The sequence below is a fragment of the Enterobacter sp. R-1.6.2 genome, from assembly GCF_035064085.1.
Classification (GTDB): Bacteria; Pseudomonadota; Gammaproteobacteria; order Enterobacterales; family Enterobacteriaceae; genus Enterobacter; species Enterobacter asburiae_B.
Map to the genome: position 1 here is coordinate 65836 of NZ_JASEYI010000003.1, position 22571 is coordinate 88406.

Annotated in this window: 22 protein-coding genes; 21 read left to right on the plus strand and 1 reads right to left on the minus strand. The window is 54.1% G+C overall.

Annotated elements, in window-relative coordinates; genetic code table 11:
- The first annotated feature begins 1 nt into the window (after position 1).
- The 21 genes from pbpC to QMN93_RS04160 all read left to right on the plus strand — a co-directional run bounded on the left by pbpC (position 2) and on the right by QMN93_RS04160 (position 21523).
- Complete coding sequence (gene pbpC / locus QMN93_RS04060; RefSeq protein WP_182383880.1) at positions 2–2326, plus strand: peptidoglycan glycosyltransferase PbpC; 2325 nt, start codon at positions 2–4, stop codon at positions 2324–2326.
- Between the two features lie 156 nt (positions 2327–2482).
- Positions 2483–2914: a nucleoside-diphosphate kinase gene (gene ndk / locus QMN93_RS04065; protein WP_003860625.1), complete on the plus strand. Its 432-nt coding sequence runs from the start codon at positions 2483–2485 to the stop codon at positions 2912–2914.
- A 169-nt stretch (positions 2915–3083) separates the two neighbouring features.
- Entirely contained in the window at positions 3084–4250 is a 1167-nt protein-coding gene (locus tag QMN93_RS04070; RefSeq protein WP_014171168.1) for a bifunctional tRNA (adenosine(37)-C2)-methyltransferase TrmG/ribosomal RNA large subunit methyltransferase RlmN, read from the plus strand.
- A 293-nt stretch (positions 4251–4543) separates the two neighbouring features.
- A complete protein-coding gene (gene rodZ / locus QMN93_RS04075) occupies positions 4544–5557 on the plus strand; it encodes a cytoskeleton protein RodZ (protein WP_058841761.1) in 1014 nt (337 codons plus the stop codon).
- A gap of 26 nt (positions 5558–5583) precedes the next feature.
- The gene (gene ispG, locus QMN93_RS04080) at positions 5584–6702 is read left to right on the plus strand and encodes a flavodoxin-dependent (E)-4-hydroxy-3-methylbut-2-enyl-diphosphate synthase (RefSeq protein WP_033146212.1); all 1119 of its coding nucleotides are present in this window, start codon (positions 5584–5586) and stop codon (positions 6700–6702) included.
- A gap of 80 nt (positions 6703–6782) precedes the next feature.
- A complete protein-coding gene (gene hisS, locus QMN93_RS04085) occupies positions 6783–8057 on the plus strand; it encodes a histidine--tRNA ligase (RefSeq protein WP_182383879.1) in 1275 nt (424 codons plus the stop codon).
- 13 nt (positions 8058–8070) lie between these two features.
- Positions 8071–8691: a YfgM family protein gene (locus QMN93_RS04090; RefSeq protein WP_033146211.1), complete on the plus strand. Its 621-nt coding sequence runs from the start codon at positions 8071–8073 to the stop codon at positions 8689–8691.
- A gap of 10 nt (positions 8692–8701) precedes the next feature.
- Entirely contained in the window at positions 8702–9880 is a 1179-nt protein-coding gene (bamB, locus tag QMN93_RS04095) for an outer membrane protein assembly factor BamB (protein WP_087823103.1), read from the plus strand.
- Between the two features lie 112 nt (positions 9881–9992).
- Entirely contained in the window at positions 9993–11465 is a 1473-nt protein-coding gene (gene der / locus QMN93_RS04100; protein ID WP_023308811.1) for a ribosome biogenesis GTPase Der, read from the plus strand.
- Positions 11466–11692: 227 nt separating this feature from the next.
- Complete coding sequence (locus QMN93_RS04105) at positions 11693–12952, plus strand: site-specific integrase (protein WP_032653022.1); 1260 nt, start codon at positions 11693–11695, stop codon at positions 12950–12952.
- Positions 12949–13869, plus strand: coding sequence for a hypothetical protein (locus tag QMN93_RS04110; RefSeq protein ID WP_032653020.1), 921 nt, complete (start codon positions 12949–12951; stop codon positions 13867–13869). Before QMN93_RS04105 ends, QMN93_RS04110 begins: the two co-directional genes overlap by 4 nt.
- Positions 13870–13978: 109 nt before the next feature.
- Positions 13979–14197, plus strand: coding sequence for an AlpA family transcriptional regulator (locus tag QMN93_RS04115; protein WP_032653018.1), 219 nt, complete (start codon positions 13979–13981; stop codon positions 14195–14197).
- Positions 14197–14628 (plus strand): hypothetical protein, encoded by a 432-nt coding sequence (locus tag QMN93_RS04120; protein ID WP_023294306.1) that lies wholly within the window; start codon positions 14197–14199, stop codon positions 14626–14628. The genes QMN93_RS04115 and QMN93_RS04120 overlap by 1 nt, the downstream gene beginning before the upstream one ends.
- A gap of 13 nt (positions 14629–14641) precedes the next feature.
- Complete coding sequence (locus QMN93_RS04125) at positions 14642–15229, plus strand: BRO family protein (protein WP_023294305.1); 588 nt, start codon at positions 14642–14644, stop codon at positions 15227–15229.
- A complete protein-coding gene (locus tag QMN93_RS04130; protein WP_233422274.1) occupies positions 15190–16038 on the plus strand; it encodes a host cell division inhibitor Icd-like protein in 849 nt (282 codons plus the stop codon). The genes QMN93_RS04125 and QMN93_RS04130 overlap by 40 nt, the downstream gene beginning before the upstream one ends.
- A complete protein-coding gene (locus QMN93_RS04135) occupies positions 16035–16256 on the plus strand; it encodes a hypothetical protein (RefSeq protein WP_023063310.1) in 222 nt (73 codons plus the stop codon). The genes QMN93_RS04130 and QMN93_RS04135 overlap by 4 nt, the downstream gene beginning before the upstream one ends.
- Positions 16253–16843: a hypothetical protein gene (locus QMN93_RS04140; RefSeq protein ID WP_045887667.1), complete on the plus strand. Its 591-nt coding sequence runs from the start codon at positions 16253–16255 to the stop codon at positions 16841–16843. Before QMN93_RS04135 ends, QMN93_RS04140 begins: the two co-directional genes overlap by 4 nt.
- Before the next feature lie 14 nt (positions 16844–16857).
- Entirely contained in the window at positions 16858–19617 is a 2760-nt protein-coding gene (locus QMN93_RS04145; RefSeq protein ID WP_323619219.1) for a DUF927 domain-containing protein, read from the plus strand.
- A 375-nt stretch (positions 19618–19992) separates the two neighbouring features.
- Positions 19993–20427, plus strand: a complete 435-nt coding sequence (locus QMN93_RS04150; protein ID WP_023294296.1) for a single-stranded DNA-binding protein — start codon at positions 19993–19995, stop codon at positions 20425–20427.
- Between the two features lie 11 nt (positions 20428–20438).
- Positions 20439–20750 carry a PerC family transcriptional regulator gene (locus QMN93_RS04155; protein ID WP_023294295.1) on the plus strand — a complete coding sequence of 104 codons (312 nt, stop codon included), beginning with the start codon at positions 20439–20441 and terminating at the stop codon, positions 20748–20750.
- 395 nt (positions 20751–21145) lie between these two features.
- Positions 21146–21523, plus strand: a complete 378-nt coding sequence (locus QMN93_RS04160; protein WP_075202228.1) for a hypothetical protein — start codon at positions 21146–21148, stop codon at positions 21521–21523.
- 155 nt (positions 21524–21678) lie between these two features.
- Here QMN93_RS04160 and QMN93_RS04165 read toward each other — a convergent pair whose 3' ends face one another.
- A complete protein-coding gene (locus tag QMN93_RS04165) occupies positions 21679–22038 on the minus strand; it encodes a hypothetical protein (protein WP_049015942.1) in 360 nt (119 codons plus the stop codon).
- Positions 22039–22571: the final 533 nt, after the last annotated feature.

The following is a 22571-nucleotide window of genomic DNA, read 5'->3' on the forward strand; positions in this document are numbered from 1 at the left end:
TATGCGAATGGCACGTCTGACACGCTCCCGCTGGCTATGGCTGGCGGGAGCGCTTCTCGTTTTATGGGGGCTGATTGTCGCCGCCGACCGCCTGTGGCCGTTGCCTCTGAAAGAGGTTAATCCCGCCCGGGTGGTGGTAGATGAGAAGGGCACGCCGCTCTGGCGTTTTGCCGATAGCGACGGGATCTGGCGCTATCCGGTTACGATTGAAGAGGTCTCTCCCCGCTATCTTGAGGCGCTGATCCAGTACGAAGATCGCTGGTTCTGGGATCATCCTGGCGTAAACCCGCTCTCTGTTCTGCGCGCCGCCTGGCAAGATCTCAGTTCTGGCAAAGTCGTCTCTGGTGGAAGCACGCTCACCATGCAGGTGGCACGCCTGCTGGACCCGCATCCGCGCACCTTTGGCGGCAAAGTTCGTCAGCTCTGGCGGGCGATGCAGCTGGAGTGGCATCTTTCCAAACGCGACATTCTCACCCTTTACCTCAACCGCGCTCCGTTTGGCGGCACGCTGCAGGGCGTCGGGGCGGCAAGCTGGACCTATCTCGGCAAACAGCCGTCGCAGCTCAGCTATTCCGAAGCGGCGCTGCTGGCGGTACTGCCGCAGGCACCCAGCCGCTTGCGTCCGGACCGCTGGCCTGAACGGGCCGAGGCGGCGCGCAACAAAGTGCTCGACCGCATGGTAACGCAGGGCGTCTGGTCCGCGAAGCAGGTTAAAGAATCACGGGAAGAATCGGTATGGCTGGCGCCCCGACAGATGCCGCAGCTGGCGCCGCTCTTTGCGCGCATGATGCTCGGCAAAAGCCGCGACGCAAAAATTGTCACCACGCTGGATGCCGGACTGCAGCGGCAGCTGGAAGAGCTGGCGATGAACTGGAAATCTCGCCTGCCGGCACGCAGCTCGCTGGCGATGATCGTCGTGGATCACACCGATATGAAAGTGCGCGGCTGGGTCGGCTCGGTGGATATTAACGATGACACGCGTTTTAGCCACGTGGATATGGTCAATGCGATCCGATCCCCGGGATCGGTGTTAAAGCCCTTTATTTACGGTATGGCACTGGACGATGGCCTGATCCATCCCGCCTCGCTGCTCCAGGACGTTCCCAGAAAAACCGGTGATTATCGCCCCGGGAATTTTGACAGTGGGTTCCACGGACCGGTCAGCATGAGTGAAGCGCTGGTGCGCTCCCTCAACCTGCCCGCGGTACAGGTACTGGAAGCCTACGGGCCAAAACGTTTTGCCGGGATGTTGAGCAACGCAGGCTTGCCGCTGATCCTGCCTGCGGGGGCGCAGCCAAATCTTTCTCTGATCCTCGGCGGGGCAGGCGCGCGGCTGGCCGATATCGCCGCGGCCTACAGCGCGTTTGCCCGACACGGTAAGGCGGGGAGGCTGCGGTTACAGCCGGGCGATCCGCTCATTGAACGTCCGCTGCTGTCGCAAGGCTCGGCGTGGATTATTCGCCGTATTCTGGCGAACGAGGCGCAGCCGCTGCCGGATAATGCGTTACCGCAGATCGCACCGCTGGCGTGGAAAACCGGCACCAGCTACGGTTACCGTGATGCCTGGGCGATTGGTCTTAATGCCCGCTACGTAATAGGCATCTGGACAGGACGACCGGACGGCACGCCCGTAGCGGGGCAGTTTGGTTTCGCCAGCGCGGTTCCACTCTTAAATCAGGTTAATAACCTGCTTCAGTCACGCTCAACGGTAGACGAAGCCCGCCTGCCGCGCGACCCGCGTCCGGAGAGCGTCGGGCGGGGCGTGATCTGCTGGCCGGGCGGCCAGTCGCTGCCGGAAGGAAGTGAAAACTGTCGGCGTCGCCTGTCGACCTGGCTGCTGGAAGGGAGTGAACCGCCCACGCTGCTATTGCCCGAACAGGAAGGGATACGCGGCATTCGTTTCCCGGTCTGGCTGGATAAAACGGGTAAACGCGTGGCGGCAGATTGCCCTGATGCAACTGAAAAAGTCCTGGATGTCTGGCCGCTGCCGCTGGAGCCGTGGCTGCCGGCAACCGAGCGTCGCGCGGTACGGGTCCCTCCTTCCTCAACCACCTGTCCTCCGCTATCGCAGGACGCACCTGCGCCACTCATCCTGACAGGCGTGCGTGAAGGGGCCGTCATCAAACGTCTGCCGGGGGAATCCCGCGTTTCGCTGCCGCTTCAGGCGACCGGCAATAGCGGCGAGCGCTGGTGGTTTTTGAACGGTGAACCGCTGAATGTGAAGGGAAGAGTTTACACATTACAGCTTGATAAATCGGGCGATTATCAGTTACTCGTTATGGATGAGACCGGTCAGGTCGCGACGGTGAATTTTACGTTGCAGTGACCTGAAAATAGCTTTCTGATGTGAGCTGTTGCTAAAACTCGTCTTATTTTAAAAAAATGTTACCTGAATCCATAGGCAATGGCGCTATTGCTCATTATAATCCGCGCCACACCATACTCAGGTATGCAAAACAACAGAACATTGACAGAGGTTATCATGGCTATTGAACGTACTTTTTCCATCATCAAACCAAACGCGGTGGCAAAAAACGTTATTGGCAGCATCTTCGCTCGCTTTGAATCTGCAGGGTTCAAAATTGTTGGCACCAAAATGCTGCACCTGACCGTTGAGCAGGCTCGCGGTTTCTACGCTGAGCACGAAGGTCGCCCATTCTTTGACGGCCTGGTTGAGTTCATGACCTCCGGTCCAATCGTGGTATCCGTGCTGGAAGGCGAAAACGCAGTACAGCGTCACCGTGACCTGCTGGGCGCAACCAACCCGGACAACGCGCTGGCAGGTACTCTGCGCGCTGACTATGCGGACAGCTTCACCGAGAACGGTACCCACGGTTCTGACTCTGTTGAATCTGCTGCACGCGAAATCGCTTTCTTCTTCGCAGAAGGCGAAGTGTGTCCACGCACCCGTTAATTTAACGGTTTCGTTTACACATTATTTTCGTAAATGCCGCGTCCAGACGTGGCATCCCTGCGCCAGACTTTGTACAATGCAACGCCCCGGACGAGCAGACTGCTTTCCGGGGCGTTTCTATTCAACCCTCCATGGGCCATAACGTGTAACAACGAGGCCGGAAAATATTATGTCTGAATTAGTGAATACCTCCGAAGTCGCCATTCCTGCGGTTCCCAATAAAAATGGAAAAATCAACCTGCTGGATCTGAACCGTCAGCAGATGCGCGAGTTCTTTAAAGAGATGGGCGAAAAGCCGTTTCGTGCCGATCAGGTCATGAAGTGGATGTACCATTACTGCAGCGACAATTTTGATGACATGACTGACATCAACAAGGTCCTGCGCAACAAGCTCAAGGAAGTGGCTGAAATCCGCGCACCGGAAGTGGTGGAAGAGCAGCGCTCAGCGGATGGCACCATCAAATGGGCGATTGCGGTCGGCGATCAGCGCGTTGAGACCGTCTACATCCCGGAAGAAGACCGCGCCACGCTGTGTGTCTCCTCTCAGGTAGGTTGTGCGCTGGAGTGCAAATTCTGCTCAACCGCGCAGCAAGGCTTTAACCGTAACCTGCGGGTGTCAGAAATTATCGGCCAGGTCTGGCGTGCCGCGAAAATCGTCGGTGCGGCAAAAGTAACCGGTACGCGTCCTATCACCAACGTGGTGATGATGGGGATGGGTGAGCCGCTGCTGAACCTGACCAACGTCGTTCCGGCGATGGAAATCATGCTGGATGACTTCGGTTTTGGTCTGTCCAAGCGTCGCGTCACGCTGTCTACCTCAGGCGTTGTGCCTGCGCTGGACAAGCTGGGCGATATGATTGACGTTGCGCTGGCGATCTCCCTGCATGCACCAAACGACGAAATTCGTGACGAAATTGTGCCGATCAACAAAAAGTACAATATCGAAACCTTCCTCGCTGCGGTGCGTCGCTATCTGGAGAAATCCAACGCGAACCAGGGCCGCGTCACCATCGAGTACGTGATGCTTGACCACGTCAACGACGGTACCGAACATGCGCATCAGCTGGCTGAACTGCTGAAAGATACGCCATGCAAAATCAACCTGATCCCATGGAACCCGTTCCCGGGCGCGCCGTATGGCCGTAGCTCGAACAGCCGTATCGACCGTTTCTCCAAGGTGCTGATGGAGTATGGTTTCACCACTATCGTGCGTAAAACCCGTGGTGATGACATTGATGCAGCATGCGGACAGCTGGCTGGTGATGTTATTGACCGTACCAAACGTACCCTGCGTAAACGCATGCAGGGCGAGACGATCGCGGTTAAAGCTGTTTGATTATTATGCACTCACGGCGCATTATCTGCGCCGTGAAGCTTGGTCTTACTGAATAATCAGTCAGATTCGTGATGACTGAACAATAATTACGGTGCGTTTCATCCGACTTTCGGGCAGTATGTAACGACGTAACAACAGTTTAGCCGTACGGGCAGGGCGGTACTGTCATCTCCGGGCTGACAGTCTTATACTCTCTGTTCAAGGTTAACTGACCAGAAGTTTCGCGGTGCGGGTGGCATTGTGACTCACCGGCACCTGAACCCTTATTTTTCACGTACCAGTAGTTGTAGCGAATGAATACTGAAGCCACTCACGACCAACATGAAGCACTCTCCACTGGCGTTCGTCTTCGCAACGCCCGTGAACAACTCGGACTCAGCCAGCAAGCCGTTGCGGAACGCTTGTGCCTGAAGGTTTCCACGGTTCGCGATATTGAAGAAGATAAGGCGCCTGCCGATCTGGCTTCAACGTTCTTGCGCGGTTATATCCGCTCTTACGCAAAACTGGTCCATATCCCCGAAAACGAATTACTGCCAATGATGGAGAAGCAGGCGCCGGTCCGTGCAGCAAAAGTTGCGCCGATGCAGACCTTCTCCCTGGGGAAACGTCGTAAAAAACGCGATGGCTGGCTGATGAGCTTTACCTGGCTGGTACTGTTTGTGGTGATCGGTCTGACCGGCGCATGGTGGTGGCAAAACCACAAGGCGCAGCAGGAAGAGATTACCACCATGGCCGATCAATCCTCCGCTGAACTCAACCAGGCCGGAAGTGAGAATGCCCAGAACGTGCCGCTGAATACTGACGGCGCAGCTTCCTCCAGCGAGCCACAGACCGCAGCGCCAGACGCGTCGGCGACCGATACAACACAGGCTCCGGCAGCAACGGCTAACACCGCAGCGCCGCAGGCTCAGGATCAAAACGCGGTTATTGCCCCTTCTCAGGCGAATGTTGATACTGCGGCGAACGCGCCTGCGGCTACTCAGCCTGCAGACAATAGCGCAGCGTCTCTGCCAACCAGCCCGGCGGGTACGGCAACAGCAGCCGATCCCAACGCGCTGGTGATGAACTTCAGCGCCGACTGCTGGCTGGAAGTGACTGACGCGACAGGTAAAAAACTGTTCAGCGGCCTGCAGCGTAAAGATGGCACGTTAAACCTAACCGGCCAGGCTCCCTATAAACTTAAAATCGGCGCTCCGGCAGCGGTACAGATCCAGTATCAAGGAAAACCTGTCGACCTGAGCCGCTTTATCAGAACTAACCAGGTTGCACGTCTTACCGTTAATGCCGAACAATCAGCAGCACAGTAACAGACGGGCAACGCGGGAGATTTTTCATGCATAACCAGGCTCCGATTCAACGTAGAAAATCGAAACGGATTTACGTTGGGAATGTGCCAATCGGCGATGGGGCACCTATCGCCGTTCAGTCGATGACCAACACGCGCACTACCGATGTAGAAGCGACGGTCAATCAAATCAAAGCATTAGAACGTGTAGGCGCGGACATTGTTCGCGTCTCCGTCCCGACCATGGATGCCGCTGAGGCGTTCAAACTGATCAAACAGCAGGTCAGCGTTCCGCTGGTGGCTGATATCCACTTCGACTACCGCATCGCACTGAAAGTGGCCGAATACGGCGTCGATTGCCTGCGCATTAACCCGGGCAACATCGGTAACGAAGAGCGTATCCGCATGGTCGTGGACTGCGCCCGCGATAAAAATATTCCTATCCGTATCGGCGTTAACGCCGGTTCCCTGGAAAAAGACCTGCAGGAAAAATACGGCGAGCCGACGCCACAGGCGCTGCTCGAATCCGCGATGCGTCATGTCGATCATCTCGATCGTCTTAACTTCGAACAGTTCAAAGTCAGCGTAAAAGCGTCCGACGTGTTCCTGGCGGTGGAGTCTTATCGTCTGCTGGCAAAACAGATCGACCAGCCTCTGCACCTCGGGATAACCGAAGCGGGCGGCCTGCGCAGCGGCTCTGTAAAATCTGCGATCGGTCTGGGGCTGCTGCTCTCTGAAGGGATCGGTGACACCCTGCGCGTCTCGCTGGCGGCCGATCCGGTCGAAGAGATCAAAGTCGGTTTCGATATCCTGAAGTCGCTGCGCATTCGCGCGCGTGGGATCAACTTCATTGCCTGCCCAACCTGCTCGCGTCAGGAGTTTGATGTGATCGGGACGGTGAATGCCCTGGAGCAGCGTCTGGAAGACATTATCACCCCGATGGACGTCTCCATCATCGGCTGCGTGGTAAACGGTCCGGGTGAAGCACTGGTGTCAACCCTGGGCGTGACCGGCGGTAACAAGAAAAGTGGTCTCTATGAAGATGGCGTTCGTAAAGATCGTCTGGATAATAGCGACATGATCGACCAGCTTGAAGCCCGCATCCGCGCCAAAGCTGCCATGATGGACGAAACACAGCGTATCAGCGTTCAGCAGGTTGAAAAATAACGTGATGGGAAGCGTGCCGCTTCCCATGTATGATTGAACCCATTCTTTGGGTTTTTTTTGTATATAGAAAGAGAATAAACGTGGCAAAAAACATTCAAGCCATCCGCGGCATGAACGATTATCTGCCTGGCGAAACCGCCATCTGGCAGCGCATAGAAGGCACACTGAAGCAGGTGCTCGGCAGCTACGGTTACAGCGAAATCCGTTTGCCGATTGTAGAGCAGACCCCGTTATTCAAGCGCGCGATCGGTGAAGTCACCGACGTGGTTGAAAAAGAGATGTACACCTTTGAGGATCGCAACGGCGACAGCCTGACCCTGCGTCCGGAAGGGACGGCGGGCTGCGTACGCGCCGGCATCGAACATGGTCTTCTGTACAATCAGGAGCAGCGCCTGTGGTATATCGGCCCGATGTTCCGCCACGAACGTCCTCAGAAAGGTCGTTATCGTCAGTTCAATCAGCTGGGTGTGGAAGTCTTTGGCCTGCAGGGCCCGGACATTGACGCCGAACTGATTATGCTGACCGCCCGCTGGTGGCGCGCCCTCGGTATCGCCGATCACGTTTCCCTTGAGCTGAACTCTATCGGTTCTCTGGAAGCACGGGCTAACTACCGCGATGCGCTGGTGGCGTTCCTGGAACAGCATAAAGAGAAGCTGGACGAAGACTGCAAACGTCGCATGTACAGCAACCCGCTGCGCGTTCTGGATTCCAAAAACGCGGATGTTCAGGCACTGCTGAACGATGCGCCTGCGCTGGGTGACTACCTGGATGAAGAATCTCGCGAACACTTCGCGGGCCTGTGCAAGCTGCTTGAAGCGGCAGGCATCGCCTATACCGTGAATCAGCGCCTGGTGCGCGGTCTGGACTACTACAACCGCACCGTGTTTGAGTGGGTGACCAGCAGCCTTGGTTCTCAGGGCACCGTATGTGCGGGCGGCCGTTATGACGGTCTGGTTGAGCAACTTGGCGGTCGCGCAGCCCCGGCTGTTGGCTTCGCGATGGGCCTTGAGCGACTTGTTTTGCTGGTTCAGGCAGTTAATCCGGAATTTAAAGCAGATTCCGTTGTCGATATATACCTGGTGGCTTCAGGCGCGGAAACGCAGTCTGCGGCGATGCAGCTTGCCGAACGCGTGCGCGATGCGCTGCCGGGCGTTAAGCTGATGACCAACCATGGCGGCGGCAACTTTAAAAAACAGTTTGCTCGTGCCGATAAGTGGGGCGCAAGTATTGCACTGGTGCTGGGCGAGTCCGAAGTGGCTAACGGCGAAGTGGTGGTGAAGGACCTGCGCTCTGGTGAGCAGACAACGGTAACGCAGGACGGCGTTGCGGCGCACTTGCGCACTCTATTGGGCTAAGGAGAAGGACTGCGTGGAAATTTACGAGAACGAACACGATCAGGTCGACGCGATTAAGCGCTTCTTTGTTGAAAACGGCAAAGCGCTGGTTGTTGGGGTTATTTTAGGTGTCGGTGCGCTGGTGGGCTGGCGTTACTGGAACAATCATCAGGCAGATTCCGCGCGCGGCGCGTCCCTGTCCTATGAAAATACCGTGAGCGCAATTCGTGCCGATCAGCCGCAAACGCTGACGGCGGCAGAAAAATTTGCGGCTGACAACAAAAACACCTACGGTGCACTGGCTGCGCTGGAAGTGGCTCAGCAGTACGTTGATAAGAACGAACTGGATAAAGCCGCTGCACAGCTCTCTCAGAGCCTTGCTGCGGCAAGCGATGAGAACCTGAAAGCGGTGATCAATCTGCGCCTGGCACGTATTCAGGTTCAGCAGAAAAAAGCTGACGATGCGCTGAAAACGCTCGATACCATCAAAGGCGAAGGTTTTGCTGCCATCGTTGCCGATCTGCGCGGTGAAGCACTGCTGAGCAAAGGTGACAAAGCGGGCGCGCGTAAAGCGTGGCAAGCTGGCGTCGAGAGCAATGCTTCACCTGCGCTGAGCGAAATGATGCAGATGAAAATAAATAATTTGTCCGTCTGAGAGGGACCCGATGCAATTGCGTAAATTACTTCTGCCAGGACTGCTTTCTGTTACGTTATTGAGTGGTTGTTCACTGTTCAGTGGCGAAGAAGACGTTGTGAAAATGTCCCCACTGCCGACGGTTGAAAACCAGTTTACCCCATCCACCGCGTGGGATGTCTCCGTGGGCAATGGGATTGGTGATTTCTATTCCAACCTTCATCCTGCGTATGCAGACAGCGTTGTCTATGCCGCTGACCGCAAAGGTACCGTGAAAGCGGTGAACGCCGATGACGGGAAAGAAGTATGGTCCGTTAACCTGGCGGAAAAAGACGGCTGGTTCTCCCGTAAACCTGCACTGCTCTCTGGCGGTCTGACCGTTGCCGGTGGCCATGTTTACGTGGGCAGCGAAAAAGCGCAGGTTTATGCGCTGAACAGCAGCGACGGCTCTATTGCCTGGCAAACAACCGTAGCGGGTGAATCCCTGTCTCGTCCGGTGGTGAGCGACGGCCTGGTGCTGATTCATACCAGCAACGGCCAGCTGCAGGCGCTGAACGAAGCTGACGGTCTGGTGAAATGGACCGTTAACCTGGATATGCCTGCGCTCTCTCTGCGCGGTGAATCAGCACCGGCTACCGCATTTGGTGCTGCCATTGTGGGCGGTGACAACGGTCGCGTGAGCGCCGTGCTGATGCAGCAGGGTCAGATGATCTGGCAGCAGCGTATCTCTCAGGCCACCGGCTCAACGGAAATTGACCGTCTGAGCGACGTAGACACAACGCCGGTCATCGTTAACGGTGTGGTTTACGCGCTGGCCTATAACGGCAACCTGACCGCGCTGGATCTGCGCAGCGGCCAGATCATGTGGAAACGTGAGCTGGGCTCTGTGAACGATTTCATCGTTGAGGGCAACCGCATCTATATGGTCGATCAGAACGACCGTCTGCTGGCGCTGAGCACCGAAGGCGGCGTGACGCTGTGGACGCAAAGCGATCTGCTGCACCGTCTGCTGACCTCGCCTGTGCTGTACAACGGTAGCCTGGTGGTTGGCGACAGCGAAGGGTATATGCACTGGATCGATCCGGATAACGGCCGCTTTGTTGCACAGCAAAAAGTCGACAGCTCTGGCTTCCTGACCGATCCGGTTGTGGCCGACGGCAAACTGCTGATTCAGGCAAAAGACGGCACGCTGTACGCGATCACGCGTTAATTACCCGGCGGTTGTAGTATACTAAACGGCTCCTGTTCACTCAGGAGCCGTTTTGACATTTTTAAAAACGCCGCGAAAGTGACGTTATTTTGAATTTTATGAGGCTTCAAACATGGTACCTGTGGTCGCGCTTGTCGGGCGCCCTAACGTTGGAAAATCCACTCTTTTTAACCGTTTAACACGCACCCGTGATGCGCTGGTTGCGGATTTCCCGGGGCTGACGCGTGACCGTAAGTACGGTCGTGCAGAGGTGGAAGGACGCGAGTTCATCTGTATTGATACCGGTGGTATTGACGGCACAGAAGACGGCGTTGAAACCCGCATGGCGGAACAGTCGCTGCTGGCGATTGAAGAGGCGGATGTGGTGCTGTTTATGGTGGATGCGCGCGCTGGCCTGATGCCGGCGGACTCCGCTATTGCCAAACACCTGCGTTCACGCGAAAAGCCGACCTTCCTGGTGGCGAACAAAACTGACGGTATCGATGCCGATCAGGCCGTCGCGGATTTCTGGTCTCTTGGCCTGGGTGAAATCTACCCGATTGCGGCATCGCATGGCCGTGGCGTCACCAGCCTGCTGGAAACCGTTCTGCTGCCGTGGGTTGACGAAGTAAACCCGCCGGAAGAAGTGGACGAAGACGCTGAATACTGGGCGCAGTTTGAAGACGGAGAAGAGGGCGAAGAAGAGCCTGAAGACGACTTCAACCCGCAGGATCTGCCGATCAAGCTGGCCATCGTGGGTCGTCCAAACGTAGGTAAGTCTACGCTTACTAACCGTATTCTGGGTGAAGAGCGCGTGGTCGTTTACGACATGCCGGGCACCACCCGTGACAGTATCTACATCCCTATGCAGCGCGACGAGCGCGAGTATGTCCTCATCGACACCGCCGGGGTGCGTAAGCGCGGGAAAATCACCGATGTGGTGGAAAAATTCTCCGTTATCAAAACCCTGCAGGCGATCGAAGATGCCAACGTAGTGCTGCTGGTCATCGACGCACGCGAAGGTATCTCCGATCAGGATCTCTCTCTGCTCGGCTTTATCCTCAATAGTGGGCGCTCACTGGTTATCGTGGTCAACAAGTGGGATGGCCTGAGCAATGAAGTGCGCGAGCAGGTGAAAGAGACCCTCGACTTCCGTCTGGGCTTTATCGACTTCGCCCGCGTGCACTTTATCTCTGCGCTGCACGGCAGCGGGGTGGGTAACCTGTTCGAATCCGTGCGTGAAGCGTACGACAGCTCCACCCGTCGTCAGAGCACCGCGATGCTGACCCGCATCATGAATATGGCTGCTGAAGACCATCAGCCGCCGCTGGTGCGCGGCCGTCGCGTGAAGCTGAAATATGCCCACGCCGGTGGTTACAACCCGCCAATCGTAGTAATTCACGGCAACCAGGTGAAAGACCTGCCGGATTCCTACAAGCGCTATCTGATGAACTACTTCCGTAAATCGCTGGACGTAATGGGCACGCCTATCCGTATCCAGTTCAAGGAAGGGGAAAACCCGTTTGCCAACAAGCGCAACACCCTGACGCCAAACCAGATGCGTAAGCGTAAGCGCTTGATTAAGCACATTAAGAAAAGCAAATAAGCTATCAGGACGATTCACCCACCAGCATGAAATCCATAAAGCCCGCATATGCGGGGCTTTTTTGTTATCAGGGGCTATCATAACGACGCATCAGAGTGCATGATAATGTTGTACACAAGGTTGTACCCGGTTTGATATACGGCTTTTCTGGGTACAAGTGTGGTGGTTTTTGGGTGCAAAAGCTTTGTACCCATGACGGAATGAGCTTGTTTCACGGGTATTCGCACATGCCAAAACTTACAGATATGCAAATTCGCGCTTGGGTTAAGAGCGGGGAAAGGTTCGAGGGACGTGCTGACGGTGACGGGCTGTATCTGAGGTTTCGTAAAGAGGATAAAACCCCTTTTTGGCGCTACCGCTATCAAATGGCAGGTAAGTCCAGAACTATGCTGATTGGCTCTTACTCTGACTTCCCTTTGTCTAAAGCAAGGGAGATAGCAAGGGAGCTTTCAGCACGCGTTGCGCTGGGTTATGACGTGGCAGCAGAGAAGCAGCAGCGAAAAGCCGATGCTATGGCAAAGATCGAGGCTGAGAAGAACGCCATTAACGTTTCGGCGCTTGCCGCTGAGTATTACACCCGCCAGATAGAACCAAATTACAAACACCCTGACCTTTTCCGCAGCAGCCTACAAAAAAACATCGTGGCGCTAATTGGCAAGATGAACGTCGAGGACGTGCGCCCGCGTCATATTGATAGCATTTTGCAGGACGTGCTACAGCGCGGATCTCCCACAGTCGCTAATGATGTATTGAGAATGCTAAAGCGCCTGTTTGATTACGCTGTGGTGCGCGGAATGATTGAGGTGAACCCCGCTATATCCTTTGGCTCGAAGGATGCCGGGGGCAAGGAGCAGGGGCGAAAACGCGCCTTATCACGCGATGAATTAATCCAGTTCTTTAAAGCGCTACGCCGTGGGCGCGGGATAAGCAGGGAAAACGAGCTTACTTTTAAAATCATTCTTGCGCTGGGCGTCAGAAAGATGGAGCTATGCGCCGCAGAATGGGATGAGTTTGATTTGAAAAATGCCGTCTGGCACCTGCCGGGAACCCGTGCAAAGAATGGGGATGATATCGACATTCCCCTACCGCAGCCGGTAATCGAGTGGATCGAAGAAATCAGGCTCTTTGCCGGAGACAGCCGCTGGCTAATTCCAGCCAGACGAGCCAGAACGACATCGCATGTCAGCCGCGCCACCCTGAATATGGTTATGCCCGCCGTCCTGAAAGAAATGCCGGACGTTGAGCCATTCAGTATTCACGATCTGCGCCGCACGATGCGTACTCAAATGGCAGCGCTGGGGATTGACCCCGTGATAGCTGAGCGATGCCTGAACCACAAAATTAAAGGCGTGGAGGGTATCTATAACCGTCACCAGTATTTCGATGAGCGAAAAGCAGCGCTCACGTTGTGGTGTGATTTGCTGGTAGCGCTGGAACATGGCGAAGATTACAACGTCACTTCAATTAAAAAATGGATGAGTAAATGAAAAAAATTCCTCCAAACACTTATTTCCATATCGTCAGAGCCTCAGAGTTACTGGAAATTGAAACCAATGACTTATTGCTTATGGGGGCATCTGGAGCAATTCACTTAGGTGTGATCTTAGATGGTATACCTTGCGTTTTGGCCGGATTTATCAATAAGGAAGCCTGGGCACAAGATAAAGTAATACAAGATACTAATTGCCTCAAAAACTCACACTTTTATCTTATCGACCCAGTGCTCTATGACGGTCAAGAAAAAGAACTCCACGGAGTTAGGTATAACACTGGCTTAGCATCTGGGATTTGGCATCTTAACAGTGGCACAATAAATGGAGTATTACGTTATGGATCTTCAAAGATTGGCCCGTTACTTACCGCTTCGCATGATTGTGTTGATTACGACAATTCAGATACCGTTGAGTCAATCCTTTTAGGAGAAGCTCACAAATTTGATTTACCTAGCGATATTTTCAGCAACCCTGAAGAAATAAAGACAGAAATAATGCGTCAAGATGAAGAAGTGATCACTCTTGATAGTATTTACATTTCAAGGGGTTGGTTTCTGCGTGTTAGAGATTGTATAGATAATTGCACAGCTATAACCCCAAGATATCATTCCCCTCTAAAAAACACTGTTAATACAGTGAATGAAATACAAGAGCATGGGAATACTAAAAGATTTAGTCAGAATAGAGAGAACTGTCTGATGGCTCTTATATACACACGCAATACCTTTCCTGATGAATGTAAAAATATTAACGGTATAGACACAAATGATGCTTGGGCTAACGCAACAATAAATCATTGGCTATCTGTTGGTGCAGGTTATTCCGAGCCGTCTATCGACTATCTAAAAAAAATAATCTCAGATATGAATCGCAAGCCCATGGATCGCACTACAGCAGGAAAGCCCAAGTAGTCAGATACTAAAAATTAGCATCATGATATTAAATTTAGTGTAATTCACAGCAGGGTCTTTTTTGCCTTAAATGCCCGTAACACCAGCTATCATAGGAGTTACGGGACATATGACAGCCTCTCAAGCCGCACAATCAGCACTTCCCACTACTGGATACATCCGCCGTTTTCGTATGCCGGAACTTTTGGGTGTTTCCATGCCAACTATTGACCGCTGGGTTAAGAACGGTACTCTGCCGCGCCCGGTAAAACTCACCGATAACGTGACCGCCTTTGATGCGGTAGAGATTAATAACTGGCTGGCGGAGCGCCGGGGAAAGGTGGCGTAATGGAAAAGAAAAACCGCCCATTACAGGCGGCTAATTCAGATATTCGCACGTCTGATGTTACGCCACCAGCGCCCACCACACAAGCGCCACGCCGCACACCGAAGAAGCACCGCGCCCGCGTCTACATGCTACGCACTGGCGTAGAGGGATGGACAGAAAACGACATTCTGAGATATTGCCGCCTTTCATCCGGTCGCAACTATGCAAGCGAGCTGGAGCGCCAGCTTGATATTCAACTGGAGCGTATCGACGAGAAAAACCCGGATGGTATCGGCGCACACCTGCGCTACCGCTTTTCCTGCCGTGGCGATGTTCTCAAAGTGATCCAGCTTGTGAACCATAACGCCGCCATTAATGAACATCACGGGTTATCTCAACAGGATATTACCGACATTTTGAACCTCTACCCGGACGCGTTTAACGCCGCATAACGGAGCCGAAAATATGACTATCGAAAAAAGCCGATTCAATTCGGAGGCCGCCCCACAATCCTACGTTAGCCAGAAAAAAATTCCTCAAGCAGTCGAGGGGGATATTTCCGTTATCCGGTTTGAGGGTATCAAAGTTCGCATCGTCAATATGGATGGCGATCCGTGGTTTATCGCCAAAGATGTTTGTGAGGCACTGGAAATAGCCGATCACAAAGTCGCATTGAGGCGATTAGATGCCGATGAAAAGGGGGTGTGTTTAACACCCACCCCCGGTGGATTGCAGGTTATGCGTACTGTCTGCGAATCGGGCTTTTACAAATTAATCGCCCGCAGCCGGAAGGCCAGCACCGCCGGAACGTTCGCACATCGTTTCACTAACTGGGTATTCCGCGAGGTTATCCCGTCTATTCGTAAAACTGGCTCCTATGGTGTGCCGTTCGCCTTCCTGAACGACCACAGCAAACGCAAAGCAGCTTACGACAAGAAGGCCAGCAAGCGCGGTAAAGACCTGCAAGCCTGTAAAGGTGAGAAGTCCCGCCTGATCGCCGAAGAAGCGGAGCTATGGCGCAAATATCAGCCTCAATTGCCGGAGGTTCACTAATGCCCACCGTCCAGAATAAAGCCTTTCCCTTGGCTGGCCTGATGTATGCAAATGTTAACGTCTGGAGCAAAGCAGCCCGCCGCCAGATTGCGACAAATAGCGACGTTTGGAACCTGTCAAAACCTGACATTTGCCACCGCCAGATCTTTACAAATCTTGGTGTTTTCGGGAGAAGTACGCACGCGCATGAATGCGAAGCTGGCATAACAGCGCCAGCTAATGCCAGCCCCTCATTTTATCGTCGTGGTGACGAGGAGTTTTCGGAGAAGTATCGACGCGCACGCGAAGGTGAGTTTCTGGAGTCCATAAAAAAGGGCTTGCCGACTATCGCCAACCCGGTTTATGGTTATAGCGCACCAGCAAAATCTGGTGCCGGGCGTGGAAACCCGTTGAACATAAAGGCGACACAGACGCCAATAGCGTCTTTTTTTGTGTCGTGCCATAGCGCACACCAATTCAGCGGCAATGCCCGCAATGTATCTATGGTGGCGTTGGCGGGGCTGCCGAAAGGCAGGCCGGTTTCCTTTGTGTCCGGTATTTCCACCCCCGTTAACGTCACCACCCCTTTAGAGCGTGGAAACTCAGGTGGTGACTCCTTATACACAAAGGAGGCTGCCATCATGGCTACTACCCCTACCCAAAATCCGCAATTCATCTGGTTAATCGCAGCCGTTCGCCGCGATATGCCGACAATTACCGCCAAAATTCACCATATCGCCGCGCCGTCTGAGCATGAAGCCCGCCGTTCACTGGCGCGGGATCACGTCTGTTTCTTTGCAGGCCGTATCCGTCTGGAGGTGGCAGCATGAGCCAGTTACAACTGATTGATGCCACCTGTCAGATTGAACAGGCACAGGCTGTTTTATCCATGTGGCTGGAGAGCACCACCAAAGACACTAGCCCCGACCTTCCGCGTCTTATCGGTTCAATCCTCACTTTGCTGCATGGCGTCCCGGAGGCAATGGAAGAAGCCGAAAGCAAGCTGGCTGACTATGTGATGCGTGAATATCGGGAGGGCAAGTCATGAGCTATCACGCAGAGGCAACGCCGCACGGCGTAAATATCATGACCCGCAATGATGCCGGGATATATGAGCATGTAGCCATTATAACCTATGAGAGCGCTGTAAGCCGTCTGGATGCGGGAGAGTACGACGATACGCCAGATATCGGCTACGCCATTCATTTTGCCGTTGCTGATGGCGGGGCGCGTGGCTGGTTCGACTTTACCACGCAGCATAACGTCACTATGTGGCGCTGGCTGATTGCGGCCTGTTTCGTTGCTGAAATGAAGCGCGAGAACGGCACAACCTCCGTTACTGAGTCTGACGGCACATCATCGCAGGTAGCGATTTACTCCAATGGTAATGCGGGCATGGTGATTTACCCGTTTGCTGAGCGGTTGGCGATGGCAAACAACATCGAGGGCGCAATGATTGAGCGCTACGGCGTTGAGCAGGGAACAGAGAACGCCATTGTTTTTTATCAGGCCATGATCGACACGGAGCGCGGCGAGTTGACCCCGTTCGGGCGTCAGACGCTGGCAGAGCTACACGATGGATTCATTGCCGATCTGAATGAAAACGGCTTGCCTGAAATGCCAGCGGCGCACTGAGGGAGGTGACACGAATGCGTAATATCGACCTTATCCGCGAAGTGACCAGCGCCGCAGCAGGGCGATGGCCTTATGTACTGGCTGGCCTGTCTATCGACGTGCCTGATTCATCGCGCCGCCATTCCCCATGCCCTGCATGTGGTGGAAAAGACCGTTTCAGATTCGACGACAACGGGCGCGGTAGCTTTATCTGCAATCAGTGCGGCGCGGGCGATGGCTTAGACCTGATTAAGAAGGTGAACAACTGCGACACCACGGAGGCGGCACAGCTTGCCGCTGATGTGCTGGGTATTGATTACCGGGAGACGGAAACAGACAGGAAAGCAGCCAGCCAGAGAAGGGGGCAACTGGAAGCTGACCGCCAGCGGCATGAGCAGGAGCGCCAGAAACAGGCAGCAGAGGACGCAGAGCAGCGAAGGGCTACGTTTGCCCGTCTGTATGCCGGAATGCGCCAGAGCGTCACACGGGGCGAATCTGAGTACCTGCAATCAAAAGGGCTGACCGGGTTTAAATACCCGCTTATGCCCGATGGTTCGTTATTGCTGGAGCTGGTGGACGAATCCGGCGCAGTGGCAGCAGCGCAGACTATTACACCGCATGGAGAAAAGCGACTTCTGACAGGTTCGGCAAAGCGCGGGGCATATCACGCGGTAAACGCACCAGAACAGCCTCAGAGCGTATTAATTGCCGAGGGGCTGGCTACCGCTCTGTCTGTTCACCTGATGCGCCCGGAGGCGCTGACAGTGGCAGCAATCGACGCTGGCAACCTGCTACCCGTTGCCGAAGTGATGTGCCGGATGTATCCAGCCGCGCAGATTGTCATTGCCGCAGATAACGACCACCAGCAGGACGAACAGGCGAACACGGGCAAAGATGCCGCAGAGAAAGCCGCCTTGTCCGTGGCTGGCTGGGTGGCGCTGCCGCAGACAGACCATAAAGCCGACTGGGACGACTACCGCCAGCAAAACGGGCTGGAAGCCGCTACAGCCGCTTTTAATGATTCGATGTACCAGATTCAGGGGGATGCCGTGAAACCACAACTACAGGCCATTGAGGGCGGTAAAACTGACCAGCCAGAGAAAGACCCTCTAAAACCGCGCATTGAGAGCCGCAAAGATGGCGTTTACTGGATCACGCCTAAAGTGGACAAGGAAAGCGGCGAGATTATCAACAATGAAAGCTGGCTGGCCTCACCGATGGACGTTATTGGCACCGGGCGGGACGATAAGGATCAGTATCTGATATTGCGCTGGCTGGCCTTTGGCGCAGGCATACCGACAACAGCGGCTATCCCCCTGGCTGATATCGGGGAGCGCGAAGGCTGGCGCACCCTGAAAGCGGGCGGGGTTAATGTCACCACGAAAAGCAGCTTACGGGCGATTCTGGCCGACTGGCTACAGCGTAGCGGCTCCCGTGAATTGTGGCGTGTTGCTCACGCTACTGGCTGGCAGTGCGGGGCATACATCATGCCGGATGGGGAGATAATCGGCGCACCTGCGCAACCCGTTTTATTCAGTGGCCGCAGTTCTGCCGCTGCCGGGTACACCGTGGCGGGAACCTCAGAGAGCTGGCGTAACAGTGTTGCGCGGCTGGCATACGGTAACTACGCGATGATGACAGGCATTGCCGCCGCACTGGCAGCCCCGTTAATCGGGCTGGCGGGTGCTGATGGTTTCGGGATTCACTTCTATGAACAGTCGAGCGCGGGTAAGACCACCACAGCGAACGTCGCCAGCAGTCTGTACGGCAACCCGGACTTATTGCGCCTGACGTGGTACGGCACGGCGCTGGGGCTGGCAAACGAAGCCGCAGCACACAATGACGGGCTGATGCCACTGGATGAAGTCGGACAAGGGGCAGACCCGGTAAGCGTGTCTCAGTCTGCTTACGCGCTGTTTAACGGCGTGGGGAAATTGCAGGGGGCGAAGGAAGGCGGCAACCGGGATTTAAAGCGCTGGCGCACCGTGGCGATCAGTACCGGGGAAATGGACTTAGAAACCTTCATAGCCACCGCCGGACGCAAGACCAAAGCCGGGCAACTGGTGCGCCTGCTGAATATCCCGCTGAGTAAGGCGGTGCGCTTCCACGACCACCAGAACGGCAAACAGCACGCCGACGCGCTGAAAGACGCTTATCAGCACCATCACGGCGCTGCCGGGCGGGAGTGGATCGGGTGGCTGGCAGACCACCAGCAGCAGGCCATTGATACCGTTCGTGACTGTGAAACCCGCTGGCGCAGCCTTATTCCTGCTGACTATGGCGAGCAGGTACACCGCGTGGCCGCACGTTTTGCCATTCTGGAGGCGGCTTTATTGCTGGGTGAGGTTGTTACCGGATGGGACGATCAGACGTGCCGTGATGCGATACAGCACAGCTACAATGCCTGGCTGCGCGAGTTCGGCACGGGCAACAAAGAGCACCAGCAGATAATTGAGCAGACGGAGGCGTTTTTGAATGCTCATGGCCTGAGCCGCTACGCGCCGCTGGGTTATGACCCCCGTGATTTACCGATCCGTGATTTAGCTGGGTACAGGAAGAAGGGGAACCACGACAGCGACCCGATAATTTTTTACACCTTCCCGGCGACCTTCGAGCAGGAGATCGCACGGGGATTCAATGCCAAACAGTTTGCCGAGGTACTTAAACGCGTCGGGATGCTCACCCCGCCGACCAGCGGCAGAGGTTATCAGGGACGTGTGCGCGAGGATGGCAGGCAAATCCGCGTTTATGTGCTCAACTTCATGGCAGAGGATAGCAGCCAGCCAGAGGAGTGATCTTTTTTCACATGCGTAGTTTTAGTGTTGTCTCAGTTGTCTTTGTTGTCTCAGTTTGTAAATTTGATTGATTTATAAGGTTTTTATTTCATTTTCTGAGACAACAGCGAGACAACATTTAGCTGTTTTGAGACAACATAGTGAAAGTGTGATTTTTTGCCTGGCTGGCAGTGAGACAACATTTACCCTGCGTGAGACAACACAAAATCATCAATGTTGTCTCGGCAAAATCCAGACGTGGCGCGGCCTGTAGCGCCGTGAGACAACAAAGACAACTGAGACAACACTATTTCTGCTTATTATGAAAAAAAAATAGGCAGGTGTCCCACGTTAAGAAATCGCTATTAGCAAAACTAATAATCCGGTGAGGTAACAATGACAGCACAAATTTCAGCATACGGGCGGCTGGTGGCAGATCCCCAGACCCGCACCACAACGAACGGTAACAACATGGCGATGGCGCGGCTGGCGGTGTCGCTCCCCTGTAATGCGGCAGAGGCGGGAGAGTCAACCTTCTGGCTGGGCGTTATTGCTTTTGGGAAGCAGGCCGATGCGCTGGCAAAGCACCAGAAAGGCGACCTTGTGAGCGTGGCAGGCAATATGCAACTCAACCAGTGGACAGGGCAGGACGGCGGTACACAGCAGGGGTATCAGGTAGTAGCCGACAGTGTGATCAGCGCCAGAACGGTACGCCCCGGCGGGAAGGCAGGACAGCAGGGACAGGCAACGGACGCGCTGAGACGTGCGCAGCAGCCATCCCGTGATGAATACGACCAGCGCCCACCATTCGACGATGAAACGCCATTCTGAGGGAGATAAGCATGGTCAACGATAGTAAAGCAGAGGCTCTGGAAGCAAAGGGGCTGTACCGACGCGCCGCCGCGCGATGGATGGAAGTCATGCTGTTATGCACCGAGGACGATGATCGGGAATGGATAAAGCGCCGCCGTGAAACGTGTCTGGAGAACGTGAAGCGCCCGCCCGTGAAGGTTGAGGACTTTGGCGATCTGCATAAAGCTGTTACCGAAACGCAACACCGCATGGGGATAGCGCAACCGAACGGTAACGCCTTCCGGTTAAATGGCGGCAAGAAGCAACGACAGGCCACCATCGGGGGCGACTGTTCGCAGTAATGTTCGCACTAAAACGGCTGTAAATTCTGGACTGTTCTTGACAGATTTTAAACCCTAGTAGCGCTAAACCCGCGCCAGCAGAGGCTGGAAGCCAGAGCGTGATTTAGGTCGTCCAGAATATTCAGGTTCGCGCCACTGGTTCGCAGTACGCAGTCAGGTACGCAGCAAAACTGCGTATTCAACGTGCGTACTACCTGACGAATGCTAACTGCGAATTCGCAGTAATTTCTAAGCGCGAATTGCTCATTCGAAAAATAGCGGAGATGCCTGTTATTGCTGGCTTGGGCGCTATCCGTTCGCAGTAGATGGCGGAAGTTAGATATACAGTTTTATTAAGGTATTGTTAGGGTTTGTTAAGGTTTTTGCGCACAAAAATGCGCACAGTGAGCCGTTAAATGAAAAAAAATAACCAACAATCAAGATCGGGATGGGGTGGCAAGCGGAAAGGCGCAGGCGCACCATTGGGTAATACTAATGCCGTCAAACATGGTGAACGCAGTCGGCGGGCATTCTTCCCATTTGAGGGAGGAGAGGCGCTTTCTCCGCTGGTGCGAAATCGTGCAAGAAACCTCATGCTGGCTGAGAGATACGGGCTATTACTGGCGACTAATCCGACGCAGGGAACAGAAGAATGGCGCGAGATGACATTGATTAACGGACTCATGGGGCTACATGCCGACAGAATCGCACGGCTTGAGCTGAGTTTAGCGAGATCCGTTTCAATGCAAGCAAGGCGGGATCTGCGAATGGTTAAAAAAAGCGGCGCATGTTAGCAATCCGTATAGTCACCGATGTTGAAATACTGGACTGTACTGGACAGACTCAAAGCCCATATGAAGCGAGATCCGCGCCAGATAAGGGCTTGAATCCAGTACGCAGATTAACCCGTCATATGTTTTTTTATCTATTCCGCCCTGCCCCGTTCGACTTAGCCAACCCGCCAGCATTCCCCATCAATCGCTTTATCAGCGCCGCCATTATCGCGCACAACGGCACACTGTCCGGGTAAACCGTAGCGCACGACCGTTGCGCTAGTCTCACCGCCGCTTTTTATCTGCCGGGATTCGTACACTGTCACCCGCTCAAGCAACCCACCAGCAACCATACTTTCAAGAGTTCGCCGGGTTGATTCTATCTGGTGGCGATTATCGAACGACACCATGCCATGAAGAAGGTAGGCCACGCCCGATACATCGAACGGCGGCGCACCAATCTCACCTGTCACCCATTCGAGGTTATCCGGCTCAAAGTAGCTGAGTATCTCTTTTTTGCGGCTGGTCATTCTCATGGCTGGCAGGTTCCTTATTGTGGGATAGCACTATCATACAATAAGAAAATGGCTATCACGGTAAGGATACGGTGAGGTTTCGATAGCACGGCAAGATTACGGCAAGGGATCGGAGAAGCTGCGAAACATTCGTAGTTCAAAAAGTGAGCTAAAAAGCAGAGCACTTTGATTTTTGTTGTACACAAGGTTGTACCCATTTTTATTTGTCGAATTATAAAAACATTTAAAATCAATGTTATTTGTGCTGTATTTGTCTTTCACATTAAGAAAAGCAAATAATCTTTACCTGCCTCACGAAAGCCCGCGTTTATCGCGGGCTTTTTTTTGCCAAATCATACCGCCGGTTATCTCTGTGTGAAGTCAATCACTATTCACTTTTAACCAAGTTTAAATCTAAGAAAGTAGACAATCGTCGAATTTTCATCTTAAAGTCCAGGGTCTGGTACTAGACAAAACTAGCGCCTGGTTATCAAATGGTTAACTAACTTTTCGCCGCATGTAAAAAATCGGCCAGATACGTAACTGGCCGGCGT

Coding starts and splice junctions, on each gene's coding strand:
- QMN93_RS04160 (WP_075202228.1), top strand. CDS start 21,146: ATGAAAAAAAATAACCAACAATCAAGATCGGGATGGGGTGGCAAGCGG.
- QMN93_RS04105 (WP_032653022.1), top strand. CDS start 11,693: ATGCCAAAACTTACAGATATGCAAATTCGCGCTTGGGTTAAGAGCGGG.
- QMN93_RS04155 (WP_023294295.1), top strand. CDS start 20,439: ATGGTCAACGATAGTAAAGCAGAGGCTCTGGAAGCAAAGGGGCTGTAC.
- QMN93_RS04145 (WP_323619219.1), top strand. CDS start 16,858: ATGCGTAATATCGACCTTATCCGCGAAGTGACCAGCGCCGCAGCAGGG.
- QMN93_RS04165 (WP_049015942.1), bottom strand. CDS start 22,038: ATGAGAATGACCAGCCGCAAAAAAGAGATACTCAGCTACTTTGAGCCG.
- QMN93_RS04120 (WP_023294306.1), top strand. CDS start 14,197: ATGGAAAAGAAAAACCGCCCATTACAGGCGGCTAATTCAGATATTCGC.
- QMN93_RS04130 (WP_233422274.1), top strand. CDS start 15,190: ATGGCGCAAATATCAGCCTCAATTGCCGGAGGTTCACTAATGCCCACC.
- QMN93_RS04135 (WP_023063310.1), top strand. CDS start 16,035: ATGAGCCAGTTACAACTGATTGATGCCACCTGTCAGATTGAACAGGCA.
- pbpC (WP_182383880.1), top strand. CDS start 2: ATGCGAATGGCACGTCTGACACGCTCCCGCTGGCTATGGCTGGCGGGA.
- QMN93_RS04115 (WP_032653018.1), top strand. CDS start 13,979: ATGACAGCCTCTCAAGCCGCACAATCAGCACTTCCCACTACTGGATAC.
- rodZ (WP_058841761.1), top strand. CDS start 4,544: ATGAATACTGAAGCCACTCACGACCAACATGAAGCACTCTCCACTGGC.
- der (WP_023308811.1), top strand. CDS start 9,993: ATGGTACCTGTGGTCGCGCTTGTCGGGCGCCCTAACGTTGGAAAATCC.
- ndk (WP_003860625.1), top strand. CDS start 2,483: ATGGCTATTGAACGTACTTTTTCCATCATCAAACCAAACGCGGTGGCA.
- QMN93_RS04140 (WP_045887667.1), top strand. CDS start 16,253: ATGAGCTATCACGCAGAGGCAACGCCGCACGGCGTAAATATCATGACC.
- QMN93_RS04125 (WP_023294305.1), top strand. CDS start 14,642: ATGACTATCGAAAAAAGCCGATTCAATTCGGAGGCCGCCCCACAATCC.
- QMN93_RS04150 (WP_023294296.1), top strand. CDS start 19,993: ATGACAGCACAAATTTCAGCATACGGGCGGCTGGTGGCAGATCCCCAG.
- QMN93_RS04110 (WP_032653020.1), top strand. CDS start 12,949: ATGAAAAAAATTCCTCCAAACACTTATTTCCATATCGTCAGAGCCTCA.
- QMN93_RS04070 (WP_014171168.1), top strand. CDS start 3,084: ATGTCTGAATTAGTGAATACCTCCGAAGTCGCCATTCCTGCGGTTCCC.
- ispG (WP_033146212.1), top strand. CDS start 5,584: ATGCATAACCAGGCTCCGATTCAACGTAGAAAATCGAAACGGATTTAC.
- bamB (WP_087823103.1), top strand. CDS start 8,702: ATGCAATTGCGTAAATTACTTCTGCCAGGACTGCTTTCTGTTACGTTA.